Below are 21386 nucleotides of genomic sequence, written 5' to 3' on the forward strand. Positions count from 1 at the left end.
TCTACGTAGCGGACTCCCGGCCGCTCCGCCGCATGGATCGGATCGGTCCGAGGAACTGTTCGACGGAACGGCCGCGCCCCAGAGCGTCGAGGGCGAATCTATCTGCCAAGTAGCGCATGTGCACAGGTTAGAGACCGGCTCGGACAACGAGTGGAGGCCTCCCGTCCAAGACTCGGCAGGTGAACGGAGTAGCGCGAGTAATTGTCAATCCTGTGGATCATTGTCTGCGCCAGCGAAGTTCGGGTGGGTGCCCCCGAGTGTCGAGGAGCGGGGCTCGTTTGTGACACTCGTCCCCATGACCAGCAGAAACGCCCTTGGCTTCACCCAGATCGTTGACCCGCACGAGATCACTGACGAGCTGAAGCAGACCCTCGTGGAGTGCTGGACCGAGGTGAGTAATGCGGGTGGGGCGGCCGGGTTCCCCTTTCCGCCGGTGAATGCCGCCGAGGTCACCGCTGCCCTTGACCGCATCATCGAGAAGCTTGCCCCAACGACCAGCCGCCTTCTGATCGCCCTGGCCGATGGCACCGTCGCGGGCTGGCTGAACATCCGCTGCGATCCCCACCCGCCCGTCGCGCACTGGGGCACGATTCACCACGTGCAGACCCGTCTCGGCGTCCGGGGCCAGGGGATCGGCGCAGCATTGATGAGCCGGGTCCGTGAGGTCGCCCGTGACGAGATGGGCCTGGAGCAGTTGCACCTTGCCGCCCGCGGTGGGGTCGGTCTCGAAGAGTTCTATGGCCGACTCGGCTGGAAGGAGATCGGCAGGTGGCCCGGGGCTCTTCGGCTGGCCTCCGATGATGATCGCGATGAGGTCCTCATGATGTTGTCGCCTTTGTGACACCCAGCATCCTGATCTTGGCCCAGGTAGGGCACGGCGACAGGGACAGCAAGGTTGTCATGCCGAGAGAGGCTGGGTGCGCTCGATGAGCTGTCCGCGTTCGAAGCGGGGTCCGGCGCGGACGAGGGCGACGAGGTGAGGTGAGTTCACGGCCCGCCAGCGGGCCTGGGCGGACTCGACGATCTTGAAGACCATGGCCAAGGCGGCGGCCGCGCCGCCGGCACCTCGGGTGACCTTGGTCCGCAAGCGGACGGTGGTGAAGGTCGACTCAATCGGGTTCGGTGTGCGCAAGTGGATCCAGTGCTCTGCGGGAAAGTCGTAGAACGCCAGCAGTTCGTCGACGTCGTCGGTGATCTTCTTGACAGCCCTGGGGAACTTCGCGCCGTAGCTCTTGGCGAACGCGGCGACGGCCTTGAGCGCGTGGTCGCGGTCCTCGGCGTTGTAGATCTCCTGCAGGGCCTTCTTCGCGCCGGGCTGCGCGGACTTCGGCAGGGCGTTCGCTACGTTGGCGATCTTGTGCACCTCGTACCTCTGGTGCCGGGTCTCGGGGAGGACTTCGGCCAGGGCCTTCCAGAAGCCGAGTGCGCCGTCGCCGACCGCGAGGACGGGAGCGCGCATCCCGCGCCGCCGGCAGTCGCGCAGCAGGTCGCCCCAGGAGTCGGCGGACTCGCGGTAGCCATCGTTCATGGCGATCAGCTCTCGAAGTCGTGCGTGCTGGTGCTGATGGGCTTCCGCGCGGACGGCACACGCGGGCGCCATGCCTGGCGTCACGAGGACCTACGCCGGCCCCACCTCCAGCACGGCCCAGATGGTCTTGCCCGGCCCGCCCTCGCACGGATACCAGCCCCAGCGGTCCGTGAGCGCGGCCACCAGGAGCAGGCCGCGGCCTCCCTCCAGTTCGTCGGACGGTTCGGCCAGGGCGGGCAGGCTCTCGCCGCGGGTGTCGGTGACCTCAATGCGTACGGTCGTGCCTTCGGCGGACAGGCGGAGGCGGAAGTCACGTCCGGCGACCAGGCCGTGGCGTACGGCGTTGGCGCCGAGTTCCGAGACGACCAGCGTCAACGCGTCGTGGGCATCGCTGCCGTAGGGGATGCCCCAGGTGTCGAGACGTTCGCCGGCCAGGCGGCGGGCGAGACGGACGCCGCGTGGGGTGGAGGTGAAGCACATCGTGAAGTGATGCCAGGGGAAGCGGGGTTGGGTGGTGCGGATGGGACGTACGGGGGGTGGTGGCTTACTGGTCATGGCTCCACGGTGACGTCTGGTGGCGTAGCGTGACCAGGGGTGACGCGCCGTCGCGGGCTGCTTGTACGCGGCGGGCGTTCGGCGTGTACGTACGTGGGACAGGCGGGGTGGCGATGAGGCAGGACGAAGCGGTTGCGGGCGCGGGTACGGGGGGAGGCGTGGAGCCCTCATCCGAGACACCGTCGGACGGGAGGTCGGAGAATGGGGTTGCGGTCGCGTTCGGGCGGCAGTTGAAGCTGTTGCGGGTGCGGGCGGGGCTGGACCGAGCGGAGTTCGGGAAGCGGGTGGGGTACGCGGCGCAGTCGGTTGCGTCGTTCGAGCAGGGGAGGCGGGTTCCGCAGCCGGGGTTCATCGACAAGGCGGATCAGGTGCTGGAGGCCGGAGGGCTGCTGATTGCCGTGAAGGAGGAGTTGGCGCGCTCCCAGTACCCGGCGTTCTTCCGGGACGCTGCGCGGCTGGAGGCTGAGGCGCTGGAGCTCTTTCTATATGCAGTGAGCGCTGTACCTGGACTGCTACAGACGGAGGAGTACACACGCGCTCTGCTTGCGATGCGGCGACCTCTTCTCGACGAGGACACCATCGAACAGCGAGTGTTGGCTCGTATCGCTCGGCAGGAGGTCTTGCACCGGTGGCCTACTCCGTTGATGAGTTTCGTGATCGAGGAAGCCGTACTGCGCCGACCGTTCGGTGGAAGGGCCGTACTGCGAGGTGTGCTTGAGCAGATTCTTCTCGTGGGCCGTCAGCGCAGTGTTGAGGTTCAGGTCATGCCGACAGACCGTGAAGATAATGCTGGACTGGATGGGCCTTTCACCATGATCACGCGCAAGGGCGGTGAGCAGATCGCCTACTTGGAAGTACAGGGACGCAGCATCCTGCTGACCGACCGCGATGAGGTGCGCTCCGTAGCGGCTCGCTATGGGATCATCCGTTCGCAGGCTCTCACTCCGCGGGAGTCTCTGGAATTTGTCGAGAAGTTGCTGGGAGAGCTATGAACACCACCGATGCTCCTGCCACGCAGGAGCTGGCTTGGTTCAAGAGCAGCTACAGCGGTGCTGAAGGCGGCGAGTGCGTCGAGGTCGCCTGGCGTAAGAGCAGCTACAGCACCGGTGATGGCGGTGAGTGCGTGGAGTTCGCTGCCGCAGCCACTCACGTGCACATCCGCGACTCGAAGAATGTCAGTGGCCCTGTGATGACCGTTGGCCCCGGCGCGTGGGCTGGGTTTGTCGGCCACGTCGCCAACTGAGCAACGTAGACGGGAGGGTCCCGCCGTGCGCCGAACGGGCGTTGCGGCGGGACCCTTCCGTATGGCCGGGGACTACTCGTCCACGTCTTCTTCGCGGCGGATCATCCGCCAAGCCGCCCGACGCGCACTGCGGTCCAGGTTGGACCGGAAGCTCTTGTCGGGGCCGAAGTACTGGCGCCCTATGCCGGCAGTCGTCTCAATGTGGTCGGCCATGTTGTCGGCGAACGCCCTGTCCCAGACCTTGCCGAAGTTGGCTTCGTCGTTGACGACGGCCGCTGCCCGGACCTTCGGGTCCTCCTTGGTCTTGTTGAACGGCTTCTGGACGTCTTCCTCGGTGAAGTCCGTACCGAACTTGGCGTTGAACTGGTCGATCAGCTCCGACAGCAGTGACTTCTCCGCCTCGGCCGCGCCGCCCGCACCCTCGCCGAAGCCCCGGAGCTCGGCCGCGCCCTCGGGGGAGAGGGAGATGTCCACCTCGCCCGTCTTCTCCACCCGCAGGTGACTGAGGTCGATCTCCCCTATGTCGACGCCACCGTCAGCGCGGCGGGGAAGCCGGATGAGGAGGTAGCGGCCGTAGAGGTGGAGCCGTTCCAGCTCGACGTCGCGGTAGGGCACGATCTGCGCGAGGAAGCCGTACTTGCGTACGTAGTCGTTGAGGTTCGAGCGGAACTCCTCAGCCGTCTCCACGTCGTCCTCCTCCTCGCTCTGCAGGAGGGGCGTGAAGCGGGCAACGGCGGGGGAGAGGAGCCGGTACAGCTCGGCGTGCAGTTTCTCCCACTTGGCCTGCGAGCCGGCCGCCTTCTCCTTCGCCGCGAAGTACGCGGCGGTGAACTCGTCCATCTCGGACTCGGAGATGATCGGCGCCGACATGACCGCGCTCTGCGCGGTGTAGAGCAGGTTCGGGTCGGAGGGGAGGGTGTTGGCCTCCTCGAAGTACGGGCGGAACGCGTCCCGGATGTCCTCGGCCTCGTTTGTGAAGTCCAGGACCGCCAGGTCGGCCTGGTTCTTGCGGTCGGCGGTGCGGTTGAGGCGGGAGAGGGTCTGCACGGCGGAGATGCCGGTGAGCTTCTTGTTGACGTACATGGTCGTCAGGAGTGGCTGGTCGAAGCCGGTCTGGTACTTCTCCGCAACGACCAGGATCTTGTACTCCTGCTGACCCCGGCCGCCTGCGTTGACCGCCTTGTCGTCGGCTCGGGTGTACGCGAACGCCTTCGGCAGCGCGCTCTCCGCGATCCCGGCGTTCTCCTTGGGCTCGGTCGTCTCCTCGTCGTCGATGGTGAGCGAGCCGGAGAAGGCGACCAGGACACCGAGATCCGGGTACTTGGTGTCGTACTCCCGGTCCTTGATGTAGCTCTTGATCGCCCGTGCCATCTGAACGGCGGACTGCCGCGAGGCCGTCACCACCATGGACTTGGCGCGCCCGCCGAGCCGGCCCCGGGAGTGCGCGAGGAAGTGCTCGACGATCACCTGGGCGTGCTGGGAGACGGTGTACTCGTGAGTGAGGGCGTACCGGGCGAGCAGGCTGTTTCCCTTGGAGGGGTCCACCTCACGCTCGTCCGGGTTCTGGTTCACCAGCTTCCAGTACGTGTTGTACGTGACGTAGTTACGCAGCGGGTCGAGGATAAAACCTTCCTCGATGGCCTGCCGCATGGAGTACGTGTGGAAGGGTCGGTAGGCCGCCTTGCCGTCCACGGTGTCTTCGGTGCCGAAGAGTTCGAGTGTCTTGGCCTTCGGGGTGGCGGTGAACGCGAAGTACGAGAGGTTCGCGGCCTGTGAGCGTTCCGCGGCCTTCTTCTTCAACTTCTCGTCGACCGTGACGGCCGTCGCGCCCTGGTCTTCCGAATCGGAGTCCAGTCCGAGGTCGCGGAGGGCCGCGCGTACGGCGGTGGCAGCGTCGCCGGACTGGGAGGAGTGGGCCTCGTCGACGATGATCGCGAAGCTGGTGCCCTTTATCTCGGTCGGGTTCCGCTGGATGTAGTCCAGCAGCGCCGGGAACGAGTGCAAGGTGACGGTGACGATCTTGCCGGTGTCGCGGGACAGCGCCCGGGCGAGCTGCTCGCTCTTCGAACCGTGCTTCTCGTCCACCTTCACGACCAGGCCCTCGGTCAGCGAGAAGCTGCCGACCGTTTCCCGGAGCTGGGCGTCGAGGTTGCGGCGGTCCGTGATGACGATGACCTTGTCGAAGACCGGCGCGCCCGGCTTGATCCGTCCGGCGGACAGGGCGTCGGTGTCGAGAGCGCGGGGGTCGATGTCGGCGTGGAGGTCGCTCAGGCGGTGAGCGAGCCAGCCGATGGTGTTCGACTTGCCGGAACCGGCCGAGGCCATGACAAGGTAGTTCTGGCCGACGCCGTGGGTTGCGGCGTGGGTGGTCAGCTTTTTGACCACGTCCCACTGGTGGAAGCGCGGGAAGATCGTCGACTTCGTGGTGCCGCCGCCGGGGGTCTTGGTCTTCTGCTGGTGCACGTAGCGCTGGAGCAGGTCGAGCCAGTTGTCCCGCGCCCAGACCTGTTCCCACAGGTAGGAGGTGGCGTACCTGCCGTACGCGGTCGGGGCAGGGTTTCCCGCCCCGCCGGGCAGGCCGGCGCCGTTGGAGCCGGTGTTGAAGGGAAGGAAGCGGGTGTTCTTGCCCCGGAGTTGCGTCGCGACGAAGACGAGGTCCGGGTCGACCGCGAAGTTCGCGATGACGCGGCGGGTGAAGATCAGCTCGGTGGGGTCGCGGTCGGTGCGGTACTGCTCCTTGGCGTGCTCGACGCCCTGCCGGGTGAGTGGGTTCTTCAACTCGGCGGTGGCGACGGGGATTCCGTTGATGAACAGGGTCAGGTCGAGGCGGTTGTTCCAGTCGGCCTGCTTGGTGGCGTAGGCGAGTTCGCGTACAACGGTGAGACGGTTGGCACGGTAGCCGTCGAGGACGGCGTCGTCGGCGACCAGATTCGGCTTGAAGTAGGCCACGCGGAGACGGACACCCCGGTCCTTCACGCCGTTACGGAGGACGTTCAGGAGGCCGTCGTCGCTGATCGCCTTGTCCAGGCGCTGGGCGAAGCCGCGCTGGGCGGCGTTGACGTCGTTGCCGTAGACGGCGAGGAGTTCGTTCCACTCGTGGATCTGGCTCTCGCCGAGGAAGGTGAACAACTCGTTGGTGTCCAGGCCGAGGTCCGCCTGGTAGTCCTCGGGCCGTGCTTCGCGCCAACCGCGCTCGGTCATGGAGGCGACGATGGCCTCGCCGAAGGCGCCCTCGTCGTGGATGGGACTCATGCCTGCACTCCGTCCGTTACGTTGCGGCCGCTGGCGGTGGAGACGTCGAACTGGCCGGTTACGGCGGCGGTGATGAGGGCTTGGCGACGTTCGGTGAGCACGGCAGATTGAGTGCGAAGCGAGTCTGCCAAGGCCTTCTGGCGGAGTGAAGCCACATCAAGGCGGGCCGCCAGACGGTCTTGGACGTCTCGTTCGGGGAAGGGAAACCTGTGTGCACGTAGCTGCTCACCTGTCAGGTGAGAGATCGTTGTGGCGTTGCTTTCTACGGCGAAGACATTCTGAGCAGTGGCCGCGCGCAAACAGTAGAAGAGCCACCGTGGTGACGTGTAGCCCCTCGCCCGAATTCGGTGCAGGGCCTTTTGGTAATAGATGTTGTCCGCCTGCCCATCCCAGATGGCCGCACGGCCTGGCTCGCCCCCCTCACACACTAGGAGGTCGCCTGGGCGCACGGCGTAGCGCTGACGCTCCTGGGGAGGGAAGTCCATAAGTAGTAGGTCGTCGGTTGTAATTCGGTCCCACTGCACGTTCGTATTTCTGAGGTAGGGCGCCGGATGCGAGCCGAGGACGTTCTCTTGATTGAGCATCTTGCCCAGGAGTACTTCGAACTGATAGCTGACAGGCATGACGGGCCAGTGGGCTGGAACGCTGCCGAGCCAGTCGATACCACTTGCTCTGCGCAGCCCCGGCTCCTCCTTGCCGCGTACGATGTCGTATACCAGGCTGCTTGAGCGTTCCTCCAACAGGATCGCTTGACGGCGCCGACTCTGCCTCAGGGTGTCGATGCGGGCGGTCTCAGCGTCGAGGAAGTCTGCGATGCGGCACTGCTCCTCCACCGGAGGCAAAGGAACCCTCAGTTGTTCAATTTCTGGCATGTAGATGGTCTTGTGAGTCGAACCGGTAGCAACACGCTTGAGATCCGGGGCCATTCCCCGTAGAGCGTGAAGAAGGTAGCGAGAGTCCAACTGGGGTCCGCAAGTCCAAGTCGCGAAATCCTGGCTTGTGGCCATATCGCAACCCATGATGGCCGAGAATCCGACCGATGCCGTACGAGAAAGAATTACAGTGCCAGCAGGATGAAGGACGGCTGATGAGTTCGCCAGCCCCAGCTGGCTGATCTTTTCCTTCGTCTCCGTGATGACGCTCGTCTGCCCGCTCCGCAATTGCCATACATCAGCTAGTGTGATCCATGGCTTAGTGCAGTCATTCCAGTACTCGGGCTTACTGCGGCTCGGAGTATGTCCAGATCCCAATCGGGCAACGAGGCGAATGGGTGCCGTCGGCCATTGCGATTCGGCGAGCCAGGGGGCGATTCGAGTTCCGCTCATTTCGTGACCTCTCCGAGCAACGCCTGGATCTCCGCTTCCAGCGTCTTCAACTCCGCGTCGATCTCCGCCAACGGCCGCGGCGGCTCGTACACGTAGAAGTGCCGCGTGAACGGAATCTCGTACCCCACCTTCGTCTTCGAGTGGTCGATCCACGCATCCGGCACGTGCGGGTGTACTTCGCGCTTCAGGTACTCGTCCACGCCCTCGCCCAGCGGCACGTTCTCGTAGTCCCGCAAGTCGCCGTCCGGTTCCGACTCGCTCTTGATCTTCTGGGCCTCGCCCTCCGGGTCCCGTACACCCACCGTGTCCCGCAGCGCCTTCGCGAATGGTGCTCCGGTCGGCCCCTGCAGCCCGGCTTCAGCGATCGCGTCCCGCACGGCCATCTGTGCCTCGGACTTGGTTGCCCAGGTCGAGTCCTTCAGCGGATGCAGCGCGTCCGCGAGCAGCGCGGTCTCGGCCTCCGCCAATTCCCGGAACCGCGCGTCCTCCTCGTCCGTCAGCTTCCGGCGCGCCTTCGCCTTCGCTGCCAGCTCCGGCTCACGCGGCAGGAACCGTTCCTCCGCCCACTTCTGCACTGGCTTGGACGACAGCAGCGCCGCAAGCGTCTCCTCCGTCAGCTCGAACCGCAGCTTCAACGGCCGCTCCACCGTGATCCGCTGGTACCCGAACGCCGAGTTGTCGAACATCTTCACCTTGCCGTGCAACGGGTGTTCCGCGTCCGCCGCAGCCGCCACCGCGTCCCCGTACAGGCGCGTGATGTCGGCGATGTGGTTCGGCTTGCCACTCGTGCCGTCGCCCAACTCCTTGCGCTTGTCGCCCAGCGACTTTCGCATCTTCACCCACTGGTCGCGCGCGTCCAGCAGAACAACCTTGCCCTTGTGCTGGGCATCCTTTCGGTTCGTCAGGATCCAGAAGTACGTCGAGATGCCGGTGTTGTAGAAGAGCTGGTCCGGCAGGGCGACGATCGCCTCCAGCCAGTCGTTCTCCAGGATCCACCGACGGATCTCCGACTCGCCCGAGCCGGCCGCGCCCGTGAACAGCGGCGAACCGTTGAAGACGATCGCGATGCGCGAGCCGCCCCCGCCGTGCACGTCCACCGGCTTCATCTTCGAGATCATGTGCTGGAGGAAGAGCAGCGAGCCGTCATTGATGCGGGGCAGGCCCGCGCCGAAGCGGCCGGAGTCGCCGAGGTTCTTGTACTCGTACTCGACGTCCTCCTTGACCTTCTTCCACTCCACGCCGAACGGCGGGTTCGCCAGCAGGTAGTCGAACTTCTCCCGAGCGTGGCCGTCGTTGGAAAAGGAGTTACCGAAGGCAACGTTCTCCGGATCCTGCCCCTTGATCATGAGGTCAGACCGGCAGATCGCCCATGACTCCGGGTTGAGCTCCTGCCCGTACACCTCCACCGTGGCGTCCGGGTTGAGGGCCGCGATGTGATCCTCGGCCGCGCTGAGCATGCCGCCGGTCCCGCAGGCCGGGTCCATGACCGTACGTACGACACCGGGGACACTGAGAGCGTCGCCGTCCGGGGCGATCAGCAGGTTGACCATCAGCTTGATGACTTCGCGAGGCGTGAAGTGCTCGCCCGCCGTCTCGTTGGACTGCTCGGCGAAGCGCCGGATCAGTTCCTCGAAGATGTAGCCCATGTTGTGGTTGGGTACGACCTCGGGGCGCAGGTCCAGGTCGGTGAACTTGCCGATGACCTGGTAGAGCAGGTTCGCACTGTCGAGCTTGCGGATCTGCTGGGCGAACTCGTACTTGTCGAGGACCTCGCGGGCGTTGTCCGAGAAGGAACCGACGTACACCTGAAGGTTCTGCGCCGCGTTCTGCGGATCGGCGGCGATCATCTTCAGGGTCAGCGGGCTCGTGGTGTAGAACGAGCGGCCCGACGCCCGGCGCAGGAAGTGGTCCGTGTCGATGTCCTGGCCCGCGAAGCGCCCCGCCGTCTCGGCGACCTTGTCGCGCGTCGGCTCCAGAACACATTCCAGGCGGCGCAACACCGTGAACGGAAGGATGACCTTCCCGTAGTCGGACTGCCTGTAGTCGCCGCGCAGAAGGTCGGCGACGGACCAGGCGTGATTCGCCAGCTCCGTGTGCTTGCTGCTGTTCAACACGTTCCCTTCGATGAACCGCCCGGACCAGGGCGCTGGGTTCCATTGTGGTCGATGTGTGAAGGCCGAGGCAGCCGTTCAGGCCGATACGGGTTGGTTGCCGGGCCGTGCAGGCGGCCAGGTCGGTCGACAAACCCCGGCTCAGGGGCGCGTTGACGTGGCTGCGTTCCTCGGCACGACTTCCTCGGTGCGGACAACAATCACCTTAGCGCTGAGGTTGCAGGCGTCAAGTCGATTGACAGTGCTTTCACTGTCATGCTTATCTGTTGTTGCTTCCGATCAAAGGTTGTTGCAGCACCCTTGCGGCCTGGTCGACCTGCCGTCGCGCCGACCGGCTCCACACGTGGGACCGGGCACCGCCGCCGCACTCGCTTCACCGATCCCATGGGGGGATTCGTCATGCGCATCACCATGCCGACCGCGGTCATCGAAGGAACCCAGCTCACCGTCATGCCGTTCCGTGCGGACGCCGTGATCGGGACCATGTCCGTGCCGACGCTGGTCCAGCTCGTGCCCTCGCCCCGCCGCGAGGAGGACACGAAGACGCTCAAGGCCGCGTCCGGCGCCGTGCGGCGGCACGCCGAGCTGCGGTCGCTGGTGCAGCGGGCGCTGAAGTCCACGCAGAAGGGGAAGAACGTCGGCTCGTACGCCGAGTACATCGCCGACGGCGTGCAGGGCGAGCTCGCGGCCGGCTGGTCCACCCCGCCGATCACCTTCTGGCACGAGGGGCCGCTCGCCGCGCTCAGCGACGAACTGCTCCCCGGCACCGGGCTGCGCACCCTGACCATCACTCCGGGCACGTCGGTGGTCGCCATCGACGGCGAGACGCAGACGACGGCCTGGCACGAGCTGTACGACGACCCCGAGCGGTTCGGCCTCACCTACACCGAACTCGCGCAGGTGCGCGTGCCGTTCGAGCTGTACGTGGACCTCTCCGTGGCCGACGCGCGGCAGATCTTCTACGACCGGAACGTGCAGGGCGTCGTCGTCGCGAAGAACCTGGCCATGTCCATGGACCAGCGTGACTTCGCCACCCGGCTCGCCCACCGCGTCGCCGACGCGGTGAAGGTGGACATCGACGACAAGCTCGTCCCGTTCACCAAGCTCGTCAACGCCAGTAAGCGGCAGGTCGGGAAGACCGACTCCGAGGTCATCACCCTCTCCGCGCTGCGGGCCCTGGTGATCACGGCGATCTACGGGCGGAACGGTCTGTCCCGCTCGGCGGAGACCGTCCACGAGGACGAGCTGCCGGCCAGCACCGGCGCCGAGCAGGTGGAACAGAACGTGGTCCCGCTGCTGGCGCGCCTCATCTCCGACCACAGCGCGGACTTCGTCTCGCGCAGCGCCATCACGGCACCGGCTGTGCTCGCGGGGCTGGGCATCGCCGTGCACCACACCATGCCGTGGGCCGCATCCGTGAACGCGCTGAGCGCCGACGAACTGCGCCGGCTCCTCACCGGCATCCGGTGGGAGCGCGAGGCCCGTTACTGGGACGGCGTGGCAGCGAAGGCGAGCGCCTCCGGGCGCCTCAACTTCAGCGGCGGCGTCAAGGACTCCGGCGGACGCGTCGCCGACGCGATCCTCTACCCGGGCACCGAGGCGGGACGCAAGATCCGCGGCCAGTAGCTGGATCGCGTACGCATCAGGTCTGGGCCCTTCCTCGCCCTCCGTACCCCGAACTCATACAGAAGTACGACCACTTGGAGCACACCATGAGCGACACCCCGCAGTACCAGTACCCCGGCCCCTACCACCAGCCCCAGCCCGGTTTCCCCACCCCGCCGCCCGCTTCGCCGACGCGGAAGCCCTCACGTAAGAAGGCGTTGCTCACCCACGGCGCTGTTGCCTGCGTCGCCCTGCTCATCGGTACGGGTATCGGCTCCAGCGGCAACGCCGACGCGGACACTCACGCCGACGGAAGCGCCGCCACAGGACCGCAGCCGAAGGTAACCGTCACGGAGACCGCCGAGGCCCGTCCCGCGCCGACCGTGACGAAGACGAAGACGGCGAAGCCGAAGGCGCCCAAGAAGAAGGCGGAGACCGGCCCGGCCGACAGCTTCAGCGGTGACGGTGAGTACCTGGTCGGCGAGGACATCAAGGCCGGTACGTACAAGTCCGCCGGCTCGGACGACGACTTCGGGTGCTACTGGGCCCGGCTGAAGAATGCCAGCGGTGAGTTCGACGCGATCATCGCCAACGACAACCTGACAGGCCCGGGGCGGGTGACGCTCAACAAGGGCGAGTACTTCCAGACGCAGCGCTGCCAGGAGTGGAAGCGCGTTGGCTGACCGGCCACAGCCGGGAAACCCGGTGCTGCCCACTGGCCGAGCAGTTCGCGTGCCCGCTCACCGCGAGCGTTCACGCCTGTCGCCCGGTCGGCGCGGTCACCAAGCGGTGAACGGCGTGCCCTCCTCCACGGCTGCGATCACCGCGCCGAGCACATGGCTGGGCCGGGCGTTGTCGGGCCGGCCGCTTGCCGGGCGGGGTCTCCGCCGAGCGCGATCAGGTCGAGGCCGGCCGGCAGTTGGTGCGCGGCCCGACCCGCTGATTCCCGGGGCGGGCGGATGGCTCCCACAGGGCCAAGGTTCAGGCCCGGGCCTACTCGTAGCTGTCGAACCAGTGAACGTCGAAGTAGCGGGCCATTGAGAACGGGTGCTGCCGGTCGGTGAGCATGCGGTAGATGAACTCGGCGGTCGTCTCGTCGAACCGCTGCCAGGAGTCGGGGATGTCCTCTGTCACGAGGATGGGCCACCTGTCGGGGTCCGGGTGATCGGTGAGCCAGTAGAATCTGTCGGCCTGTTCGGAGCCCGCCCACTCCGGCAGCCCGCCGGGGGCCGGGTACACGTCGTACGGCCTCCACAGGTTGCTGCCGTGCGTGTTGGCCCACTCGCCGAGCCACGCGGTCTGCAGGACGATGTCATCGCTCTCGAAACCGGCATCGGTTACGTGTAGGTGCAGGTAGCCGTCGAATGCGCCGTGCCCGAACAACGCGGCGAGCCGCTTGTAGTCAGCGGGCAGTGCGGTCCCGATCCGGGTCTCGATCGGCGCCCAGTCGATCGTACGCGCACGCGTGGTGTCCCATCCCGTGACGGCGACGACCCCGTCCACCCAGGACGTCATCTCCACGATCCGATCGCCGAACGGGGCCAAGAGCGAAGCCCCGTCCGGCTGTTCACGGTCGGATCCGCGAACCCGCCCATGGCGAGGTGCGCGGCCGCCCGTACTGTCCGCTGAGTGCCTCCTGGAGCGCGGAGAGATTGTTGTCCTCCGACAGCGCCAGGCGTACGTGTCCCGTGGGGTGTCCTGCCTCGTCACACTCCAGATCGCCCGTGCCTGGCCAGGCCAGGTGGTGGACAGCCGAGAGGAGTTCTTCCTGTTCGTCCATGGCAGGCATTGAAGTGGATGCGACTGACATGGACGGTGAGTGAGCGCGCAGGCCGGGCGTGGGGCGTTGCCGGCGTGCCGAGTTGGCCGTCCGGGGAAGTCGCGGACGGTCATCCGGATGGTGAGGCTGTGAGCGTCGCCCGTGATCAATACAGCGGGAGCATGTGTGACGGTGTGATCAAGTGGGTGACCGCCCGCGCCTGCCGAACCCGGGCGCGGCTCCGTGCCTACCGAAAGCCGAGATGCGGATCGGTGCGGGCCAGTTCACAGCTGGCGGCCCACAGGCGAGCGGCGACGGCCGGGTCGGCCATGTGGGAGGGGACGGGCTCCCGCCGTGGTGTGCCACGCAGGCCGAAGACTCTCGGCCCCCACAGCTGTCCTCCCTGTACGTCCGGGTCGAGAACGGCACGGACGACGGGCCATGCTCCGGCGTCCTTGCCCTGCACCAGGAGCCCGGCGGGCAGGGCTCGCAGTCGCTCGCCGGGGGTTGTCACGCGTACCGGCGGGCGGGACGGGGTGAGGGAGTCCAGTGCGCCGCCGGGATGGGCCACCACACTGAGCACCGTGCTGCCGACGGCCCGCAGGTGGCGATCGAGTTCGAAGCCGAAACACATCTGCGCCAGCTTCGACCGGCCGTAGGTGCGCTTGGGCCGGTAGTCCCTGGTCGACTGCAGATCGCGCAGGTCCAGCCGCTCGGACCGTGCCGCGAAGCTTCCCACCGTCACGATGCGGCCCGCCGGCGCCGCGGACAGCAGGGGAGCCAGCCACTGGGTGAGCGCGAAGTGGCCGAGGTGGTTGGTGCCGAACATCAACTCGTGGCCGTCCTCGGTCTCCCGACGCGGCGGGTCGTCGAGCGCGACCCCCGCGTTGTGGACCACCGCGTCGAGGTGATCGACATCCAACCTGTCCACGGCGTTCTTCAGGGACGACAGGTCGGCAAGGTCCAGTTGAAGGTGCCGCACGTGCGCGCCGGGGACGCGCGAGCGGATCGAGGCAATGGCGGCCTCGGCCTTCGCGGCGTCCCGGCTGCCGAGTACGACGATGGCGCCGGCGGCGGCGAGCTGCTCCGCGGCGAAGTAGCCGATCCCGGCGTTGCCACCGGTGACCAGGAAGGTCCTGCCCCGGGCGGACGGCAGCCGGTGAACGTCCCACGGTCGGCTCTGGAATGCGGAAGACACGATGACGGGCTCCTTGCGCTCTCGGGCAGTGTGCTCATGGGGAGCACCAACCCGCCCAAGGTCTCAACCTCCGCCGACATAACGCCGACAGATCACGGACACCGCCGACAGACTTCCGACTTCTCCGGAAAACGCCGAGAGCAAGGAGGCCACTACACCACGACCGGCGCAGAACTGAGCGTGAGCGCAGACAGGTGAAGCACCACTGCGGTGTTCGCCCTGCCAACGGCGCTGCTGTCCTTTCGGTGTCGGCAGAGTGGGCGACCTGCAGTGCCGTTCCTGAACGCTTGATCCGGTACCCGACTCACAATTCCGCCGTATCTCGGCCGACCCCGCCTTGGTTGACGGGAGGCTGCCTCTTCAGGGAAGCACTTCCTTGCTTTCTTCGGCGTCGCGTGCAGGCCGATTCTGCTAAAAAGGCGCACCACACGAGACAGCCTCTACAGCTGCCCCACAGGACATGACCAATTCGTCAGGTGTTTCGGATCTCGCCATGCTACAACACCCCCTTCGGTAACCGGCACAGCCGGTCGTTGAGTTCCCGGAACTACCGGAAGCCCCACCTGGAAGAGTTCGACGAATGCTGTAGGGATTCGATCGGCGAGCGCATAGATGATTTCCTCGTCGGCCTCCGAGAGGCCCACTGAAAATCCACAGCCCATCCCGGAACCATCGGTAAGAAGAAGGTCCACTCGTTCCGGCGGATCGCCCATGACCGTATAGGTCACGCTGGGATTCAGGTCGGGGCGTTGCGCCCGTAGGTCGCGGAGTACGACTTCGGCGAACCGCTGGACTCGAAGCATCCAATTTCCTAACTCCCAGGTGACCCGTTGGGGCATGACATTTTAGCGAACTTCACGCCCCAACGAGTTGATCAACTCTCGGTCAGGTCAGCGTGATGGTGAAAGTGAAGGTGGTGGTGATGGTACGAGTCCCGCCCCTGATGGGGAACGACTCGCGGATCGTGAGGACGTAAGGCCCGCCAGTGCTCGTCTTGAACGACGAGTGCACCAGGTAGGCCGGCGACACACCCACATGCCGGTCGTGGTAGTTGACCTTCTTCCCGTTTTTGGTCGCAGTCGCGGTCTCAGACATAGCCCCAGTGGCAGGAGCTATCGTGGCCGCCTTCAGCTTCAATCCCCATGCGAACGTCTGAGGGGACCCGTAATGCACTTGACCTGTGAACTTCCCGTAGGCCGCGTTGTTAGTGAAAGACGGATGGCCGGGGTTGAACGTGTGGTTACTGATCGGCCATGTCGTAGCCGACGCGGCGCCCTTGACGGCGTCCTTAACCTGTGTGTTTTCCGTGACCTTGGTGACAACTGCAGAGTCCGGGTCTCCGGTTGAACTGTCCGTTGCCCAGGACGGCGCGACTGCTAACGACAGTGCAATGGCTGTCAGAGTCGCCACGATTGCCGTACGTGCCTTCGTCATGGAACCCCCGCGATTTCTATTGGATGGTCTCGGCCTACACATCTACGCACAGTCAACGAACTCTGCACAAACAGTTATTGTGTGATCGTCATCTCGATATTGAATTGGAACGAAAAGTGCCCAACATCCCTCACGGGACAGCGGATCCGTGTGCTGGTGGAGGCCCCAGGGCCGCCTGCTGGCCGCCGTGGCGCCAGGGGTGGCCGCCGCGCCGAGCGTGTGGAGGCTCCAGTGGCTCACCGAGCACCGGGAGCCGACCGATGACGACCGCCGGTGCCCACCCGGGCGGCGCGTCCGGGACATAGTTGGGATCGTTCTCGTGTGCTGCGTCGATGTCGTTGTGGTGGTGAACCCGGAGGAGTATCGCTCGCAAAGCCGTCGAAGTAGCACATGCGTGGGCGCCTGTTGCGATAGTGATAACGCGGCCGCATGCGCTTCCATAGGCGGCCGCCGTTGCCCGCTGGCATAGTGCCCCGCATGCTCCGACGGATACGGATCACCAGACGCCCGGCCGCCCTGGCCGCAACTCTCGCGGCCGTCCTCGCCACAGCCTCGGCGCCGCGGTGGCCGAAGGATCCCACGAGGTCACGTTGCGGATCCAAGCCCCGGCGACCTTCCGCATGTACAACGCCGACGAGGGCGCCGACGCCGCGAACAGTGACTTCGTCGTGCCAGTCGCCGTCAAGCCCGGCGCCGGCGGCCCGGCCCGCAACGTCAAGGTCGTCGTCGACACGTCGGGACTGGAGGGTGTCGCCAGGGCGGGGAAGGGCGGCTACGGCCCCCGGCTTGGTGCTTCCAACACCGCGTCGGGGTCGATTCGTTGGTGGCACCGTAAGCAGCCGCCGGGCCGCGCCGCAAGCTGTCACGATTAGTCATTTTGCTGGCCGTGACGGGTCTGGGAGGGGTGGGAAGGTTTTCCCCACCCCTTTTCTACCTGCCGGTTGACCGAGAGCGCTCGAACGCCGGGCCCCGGATCCCGGCGCCGGAATCCCGAAGCTCAAGCATCGGCCCGGGGCCCCTCCGCGTTCCCACGGAAGGGTGAACCGACCGGTCCCGGAACTCGGTCCTCGGGTCTCAGGACCGTGCGGGGCTCAGAGTTCGGCATGGTCGAGGCGTGAGATCGTCGGAGCGCCCGGCCTCGATGCCGGACCACTGGGGATGGTGCGCCCATTACTTCGCAGGCGGATGGGCTGCCGACGCCCTTCGAACGCGTCGAGCAGGGCGACCGGCCGGTCCGGCCCGGTCAGTTCGAGGACGTCGGCCACCTCGACTCCGTCAGTCGGAGGCCTCCGGGGCATCCGGGCCGGGACGCTCCGCCAGTTCCTTGATGCGCAAGAGACGGGTCTCCCAGGAGTGGCCGATCCGGTCCAGTTCCCGGGCCAGCGCGCCGAGCCGGGCGCCGACGGCGAGGTAGACGACCTCGCGCCCACGCTGCTCGGACTCGACCAGACCGACCTCGCGCAGCACCTCCAGATGCTTGCCGATCGCTTGACGGCTCACCGGCAACACTCTGGCCAGAGCAGACGCCGACATCGGGCCCTTGCCGAGCCGGGTGAGGATCTCCCAGCGCATCGGATCGCCGAGCGCGGCACACACGACGGGGAGGGCGACGGTCACGGTTGCATCGTCGAGGCCGGCGCGGACTTTTCGGCGAACGCCTTCGCGGCCTTCAGTTCGGCGAACCACCCCTTGTCGTTGCCCTCACGCTCCTTCAGCCACATGGCCGGGTCGTCGTGGAGGCCGGAGAAGCCGCTCTCGACGACGCGCAACGTCACCCCGCCGCCGTCCCGTTCGTCGACCCAGAATTCGACGAGGGTCGAGGGGGTCGACTCATTGCGGGACGGGGTGCCGATCCAGCGGAACGCTGCATAGCGCGGCTTGTCCAGCTTCACCGTCCGGAACCGGAACTCGCCCAGCGTCGGATGGCGTACCACGGCCACCTCGCCTTCGTAGCGCAGGTCCGGGTCGGCATCGACGGCGCCGTCGTTGACGTACCAGCCGGGGCGCGAGATCAGCTCCCAGACCCGCTCGACCGGGGCGTCGATGTCGATCTGCCGGGCGATCCGGTCGAGCTCGGCGAGTTCGGTGTCGGTGTAGGTGGTGTCGTTCATGGCATCCTCCCGGGTGTTCCCACGTAACGATCTGCAACTCAAGGGTTGCACGTCAGGGCGGCTATTGCAACCTATCGGTTGCAGTAGTGTTGCGTCGCGGGTCGAGAGCTGTTCTGCGCCCAGCCTCGGCGGCCGGCGTCCCGCGGGCGGACCCTGCACTTTCCGCGCTGCGCCCGGCAGTTGACGCGATGGCGACGAAGGCAGCGAAAACTGTGTGGGGTCGTGCACGCGTTTTTCGACGGCGCCGCTCGTACGTGGCGCCCGTGTTCAGTCGTGGGGCGGTTTCCGCAGGGCCGCTGTGACCAGACCCCGGATGTCCCCCCTGGGCACCTCCCCGCCGGCCACCAGTCGGTCGAAGACGAGACCGTCGATACATGCCAGCAGTGTGAGCGTGCGCCCTTCGACATCGGCCACCCCATGGGCGGCCAGGAACATCTCCACGGCGTCGCGTCCCGCGTTCGCCCGGGGTACGAGGATCGCCCGCAGCTCCGGGTCACGGGCGCTTTCGACCGTGCACGCATAGCGGGCGAGCGAACGCCGTCGGCCCTCTCCCGTGAGCCGCAACCGGGTGAACGCGGCGATCTGGTGTGTCAGCTCCTCGGTGCTGCGCGGCAGCGGTGTCGCTTCGCCCAACGCCTGGAGTTCGGCCTGGTCGAGCTCGACGAGCCGGCCGACCAGTGCCGTGAGCAGGGCCTTCCTGGTGCGGAGGTACGCAGAGGTGGTGCCGGGCGGCACGGCGGCCGCGCGGTCGACGGCACGGTGGGTCAGGCCTCGCATCCCCTCGTCGGCGAGCACCGCGATAGCCGCGTCGGCGAGGAGGGCGCGTCGGTCTGTGGTCACGATCCCTTTCTACACCTGGAGGTGATGCCCGTATGATCTTCTACAGATGTAGAAAATCATACGGTGGCAGAAGGTGAGCCTGGCATGGGTAGCACTGCGGTGGTCGTCGGCGGCGGCATCGGGGGATTGGCCGCTGCGATCGGGCTTCGTCTGATCGGCTGGGAGGTGACGGTCGTCGAACGTGCCCCTGTGCTCGACGACGCCGGTGCGGGCATCTCCCTGGCGGCCAACGGCATGCGCGCCTTGGACGCCCTGGGGGTCGGCGAGGCGGTGCGCAAGCTCTCGCGAGGCCAGTACAGCGGTGGCACCCGAACGCCGGACGGCCGCTGGCTGGCCCGCATGGACGGCACCGCGCTGGAGCGCGCACTGGGCACACCCATGCTCGGGATCCCACGCGCCACCCTGCACCGGTTGCTACGGGCGGCCCTGCCTCCCGAGTGCCTGGTCACCGGGGCCGAGGTGACGTCCCTCGACCGCTCCCGACCCGCGCTGGTGCGGGTGACCTGTGACGCTGCCGTCCTGGATGCCGATCTGGTGGTGGCCGCCGACGGCGTCGGTAGCCACGTGCGCACCTTGCTCTTCCCCGATCATCCCGGCCCTGCCTACAGCGGGTCGACCGTGCTCCGCGCCATCACCAGCCGGCCGATCGATCCGGGCACGGACTTCGAGTTGACCTGGGGCCCGGGAGCCGAGTTCGGCCACATCGCCTTCGCCGACGGGCGGGCGGAGTGGCATGCGGTACTCAACTCGCCCGCCGGGGTGCGCCACCGTGACCCGCTGGCCGAGGTCCATCGCAGATTCCACGGCTGGCACGCCCCCATCCCGGCGCTGCTGGAGGCGACCGCGCCCGACGCGGTCCTGCACCACGACGTCAACGAACTGGTCACCCCGCTGCCCTCCTACACCGTGGGCCGCGTCGCCCTCCTCGGCGACGCAGCCCACGCCATGACCCCGAACCTCGGCCAGGGAGCCTGCCAGGCACTGGAGGACGCGGTCACGCTGGCTGCCGCCCTCAACGCTGAACCCACCGTCGAATCCGCCCTCACCCGCTATGACACCGAACGCCGCCCGCGCAGCCAGGCGGTCGCCCGGGCGGCCCGCCAGGCCGGCCGGATCGGCCAGCAGCTGACCCACCCGCTCGCCATCACCCTGCGCAACACGGCACTTCGACTGACCCCGCCCCGAGCCGCGGCCCGGATGATCCTCCGCCATGCCAACTGGGCGCCGCCACGGCTGGGCTGAGCCGCCAGTGACAGTTGGAGCCGACACGTCACGCTGAGGCGACATGCCGTCACGACGGCCTACGCCGGCCCTACGTCCAGCACGGCCCGGATGAAGGAGTTGTGCGGGGCCTGGGTGGGTCAGCCGATGACGATGGGGTCGATGAAGGTGCCGGGGCGGGTGGCGCCGGACTGGTCCAGGATGGCGCCGCCGTAGGGCCACTTGAGGGTGACGTGGGTGGTCTCGTCGGGCGGGGTGAGCAGGACCGTGCTCACCCGGAAGGGCTTGGGGCCCTTCATCGTGCTGGGGAGCGGCAGGATGTCCATGGCGACCATGGCGGTGTCGTCGCCGGGGTGCAGGGTGATGGTGCTGGGCTTGACCGAGGAGCGGTGCAGGTCCCAGGCCGTGCCGGACGTGCTGATCAGGCGGACGCCGGGGAAGCCGTGCAGGGTGCAGGTGCGTCCGCCGCTGTTGGTGAGCCGGATCGAGGCGATCTGCTGGTAGTCGGCTTCCATGTCCGGGGCGCCGCCATGGGGGCCGCCCCAGCTGTAGCGCAGTTCGCCGGTGTGGCAGCGCTTGGTCTCCTCGGCGGTGGTGGCAGCGACGTTCACGGCGTCGGTGCGCGAGCCCTTCTCGGCCGTTTTCTTCACGCCGTTCCCCGACTGCTGTGCCGCGTCCTGCGAGCCGCCCTGGGTGTTCGAGGACGAGTCCTTCGCCTGGTCCGAGGTCGAGTCCTTCGCGGCATTGGAGGGTGCGGCGGCCTTGGCAGAAGAGGATGGCCCGGACGAGTCGCATGCGGTGGCGCCGGCGCCGACCGCGATGACGGCCAGCACGGCGGCGGCGCAGCGAACGGCGCGGTGGAGCTTGGCGGACATGGTTCCTCTTTTCCGGCGCCGGGCTTCCGCCCGGCGCTCCCCGTATCGAGTGCGTCTTACGGAAGGTGAGATGGCCGCCGTCCGGGGAGAGTTCACGGGAAATTGTCCGGAACCCGTAACAACACCTGTCCCGTCACCTGCCGCAACGCCCGCTCTTCTGCACCTGGCAGCCCTGAGCCGAGGCCTACGTCCTCGCCTGGAGCCGGCTCACCGCCCTTGGGTCGAGGCGGGGTCGAAGTCACCGCATCCAGGGGGTCAGCGACCCCGCTGAACGATCAAGGTAAATGCTAGATTCCCTTCCGGAACGTCCGAACCGAGTGCTGGGAAGT

Annotated in this window: 20 protein-coding genes and 1 pseudogene; 7 read left to right on the forward strand and 14 right to left on the reverse strand. The window is 66.9% G+C overall.

Annotation, left to right across the window (positions count from 1 at the left end):
* Nucleotides 1-295 precede the first annotated feature (295 nt).
* Nucleotides 296-841: a GNAT family N-acetyltransferase gene (locus tag AB0436_RS04915; RefSeq protein WP_366466282.1), complete on the forward strand. Its 546-nt coding sequence runs from the start codon at nt 296-298 to the stop codon at nt 839-841.
* A gap of 57 nt (nt 842-898) precedes the next feature.
* On the opposite strand, the pseudogene AB0436_RS04920 reads toward AB0436_RS04915, so the two are convergent.
* Both AB0436_RS04920 and AB0436_RS04925 read right to left on the reverse strand, forming a co-directional pair.
* Nucleotides 899-1543, reverse strand: a pseudogene (locus tag AB0436_RS04920) (transposase); the annotation flags it as partial.
* Nucleotides 1544-1618: 75 nt separating this feature from the next.
* Nucleotides 1619-2083: an ATP-binding protein gene (locus AB0436_RS04925; RefSeq protein WP_366466283.1), complete on the reverse strand. Its 465-nt coding sequence runs from the start codon at nt 2081-2083 to the stop codon at nt 1619-1621.
* Nucleotides 2084-2196: 113 nt separating this feature from the next.
* Here AB0436_RS04925 and AB0436_RS04930 point away from each other — a divergent pair, with 113 nt between their 5' ends.
* Entirely contained in the window at nt 2197-3075 is an 879-nt protein-coding gene (locus AB0436_RS04930; RefSeq protein WP_366466285.1) for a helix-turn-helix transcriptional regulator, read from the forward strand.
* Nucleotides 3072-3326 (forward strand): DUF397 domain-containing protein, encoded by a 255-nt coding sequence (locus tag AB0436_RS04935; protein ID WP_366466286.1) that lies wholly within the window; start codon nt 3072-3074, stop codon nt 3324-3326. Before AB0436_RS04930 ends, AB0436_RS04935 begins: the two co-directional genes overlap by 4 nt.
* A 72-nt stretch (nt 3327-3398) precedes the next feature.
* On the opposite strand, the gene AB0436_RS04940 is transcribed toward AB0436_RS04935, so the two are convergent.
* The 3 genes from AB0436_RS04940 to AB0436_RS04950 are packed head-to-tail and all read right to left on the reverse strand — an operon-like array spanning nt 3399 to nt 10014.
* Nucleotides 3399-6578 (reverse strand): type I restriction endonuclease, encoded by a 3180-nt coding sequence (locus AB0436_RS04940; protein ID WP_366466287.1) that lies wholly within the window; start codon nt 6576-6578, stop codon nt 3399-3401.
* Nucleotides 6575-7903: a restriction endonuclease subunit S gene (locus AB0436_RS04945; RefSeq protein ID WP_366466288.1), complete on the reverse strand. Its 1329-nt coding sequence runs from the start codon at nt 7901-7903 to the stop codon at nt 6575-6577. Before AB0436_RS04945 ends, AB0436_RS04940 begins: the two co-directional genes overlap by 4 nt.
* Nucleotides 7900-10014, reverse strand: a complete 2115-nt coding sequence (locus AB0436_RS04950; protein WP_366466874.1) for a class I SAM-dependent DNA methyltransferase — start codon at nt 10012-10014, stop codon at nt 7900-7902. Before AB0436_RS04950 ends, AB0436_RS04945 begins: the two co-directional genes overlap by 4 nt.
* A 399-nt stretch (nt 10015-10413) precedes the next feature.
* Here AB0436_RS04950 and AB0436_RS04955 point away from each other — a divergent pair, with 399 nt between their 5' ends.
* Both AB0436_RS04955 and AB0436_RS04960 read left to right on the forward strand, forming a co-directional pair.
* Nucleotides 10414-11640, forward strand: coding sequence for a DNA sulfur modification protein DndB (locus AB0436_RS04955; RefSeq protein ID WP_366466289.1), 1227 nt, complete (start codon nt 10414-10416; stop codon nt 11638-11640).
* Nucleotides 11641-11726: 86 nt separating this feature from the next.
* Nucleotides 11727-12302 carry a hypothetical protein gene (locus tag AB0436_RS04960; RefSeq protein WP_366466291.1) on the forward strand — a complete coding sequence of 192 codons (576 nt, stop codon included), beginning with the start codon at nt 11727-11729 and terminating at the stop codon, nt 12300-12302.
* 310 nt (nt 12303-12612) lie between these two features.
* Here AB0436_RS04960 and AB0436_RS04965 read toward each other — a convergent pair whose 3' ends face one another.
* From AB0436_RS04965 to AB0436_RS04980, 4 genes are all read right to left on the reverse strand, one after another.
* A complete protein-coding gene (locus AB0436_RS04965) occupies nt 12613-13134 on the reverse strand; it encodes a hypothetical protein (RefSeq protein WP_366466292.1) in 522 nt (173 codons plus the stop codon).
* A gap of 52 nt (nt 13135-13186) precedes the next feature.
* Nucleotides 13187-13399 carry a hypothetical protein gene (locus tag AB0436_RS04970; RefSeq protein ID WP_366466294.1) on the reverse strand — a complete coding sequence of 71 codons (213 nt, stop codon included), beginning with the start codon at nt 13397-13399 and terminating at the stop codon, nt 13187-13189.
* Nucleotides 13400-13625: 226 nt separating this feature from the next.
* The gene (locus AB0436_RS04975; RefSeq protein WP_366466295.1) at nt 13626-14576 is read right to left on the reverse strand and encodes an SDR family NAD(P)-dependent oxidoreductase; all 951 of its coding nucleotides are present in this window, start codon (nt 14574-14576) and stop codon (nt 13626-13628) included.
* A gap of 885 nt (nt 14577-15461) precedes the next feature.
* Entirely contained in the window at nt 15462-15671 is a 210-nt protein-coding gene (locus AB0436_RS04980; RefSeq protein ID WP_366466296.1) for a hypothetical protein, read from the reverse strand.
* A gap of 902 nt (nt 15672-16573) precedes the next feature.
* Between AB0436_RS04980 and AB0436_RS04985 the strand changes: the two genes are divergently transcribed.
* Entirely contained in the window at nt 16574-16882 is a 309-nt protein-coding gene (locus AB0436_RS04985; RefSeq protein WP_366466297.1) for a hypothetical protein, read from the forward strand.
* A gap of 219 nt (nt 16883-17101) precedes the next feature.
* On the opposite strand, the gene AB0436_RS04990 is transcribed toward AB0436_RS04985, so the two are convergent.
* The 4 genes from AB0436_RS04990 to AB0436_RS05005 form a co-directional block, all read right to left on the reverse strand.
* Nucleotides 17102-17275, reverse strand: coding sequence for a hypothetical protein (locus AB0436_RS04990; RefSeq protein ID WP_366466299.1), 174 nt, complete (start codon nt 17273-17275; stop codon nt 17102-17104).
* 10 nt (nt 17276-17285) lie between these two features.
* Nucleotides 17286-17627, reverse strand: coding sequence for a metalloregulator ArsR/SmtB family transcription factor (locus tag AB0436_RS04995; protein WP_366466300.1), 342 nt, complete (start codon nt 17625-17627; stop codon nt 17286-17288).
* The gene (locus AB0436_RS05000) at nt 17624-18121 is read right to left on the reverse strand and encodes an ATPase (protein ID WP_366466301.1); all 498 of its coding nucleotides are present in this window, start codon (nt 18119-18121) and stop codon (nt 17624-17626) included. The genes AB0436_RS04995 and AB0436_RS05000 overlap by 4 nt, the downstream gene beginning before the upstream one ends.
* Nucleotides 18122-18388: 267 nt before the next feature.
* Complete coding sequence (locus AB0436_RS05005; protein WP_366466302.1) at nt 18389-18961, reverse strand: TetR family transcriptional regulator C-terminal domain-containing protein; 573 nt, start codon at nt 18959-18961, stop codon at nt 18389-18391.
* An 84-nt stretch (nt 18962-19045) separates the two neighbouring features.
* Between AB0436_RS05005 and AB0436_RS05010 the strand changes: the two genes are divergently transcribed.
* Entirely contained in the window at nt 19046-20203 is a 1158-nt protein-coding gene (locus tag AB0436_RS05010) for an FAD-dependent monooxygenase (RefSeq protein WP_366466303.1), read from the forward strand.
* Nucleotides 20204-20322: 119 nt separating this feature from the next.
* Here the strand turns inward: AB0436_RS05010 and AB0436_RS05015 are convergent, their stop codons facing one another.
* Entirely contained in the window at nt 20323-21057 is a 735-nt protein-coding gene (locus AB0436_RS05015) for a DUF4232 domain-containing protein (RefSeq protein ID WP_366466304.1), read from the reverse strand.
* Nucleotides 21058-21386 lie beyond the last annotated feature (329 nt).

Origin of the sequence: Streptomyces sp. NPDC051322 (assembly GCF_040689485.1) — a bacterium.
Lineage (GTDB): Bacteria > Actinomycetota > Actinomycetes > Streptomycetales > Streptomycetaceae > Streptomyces.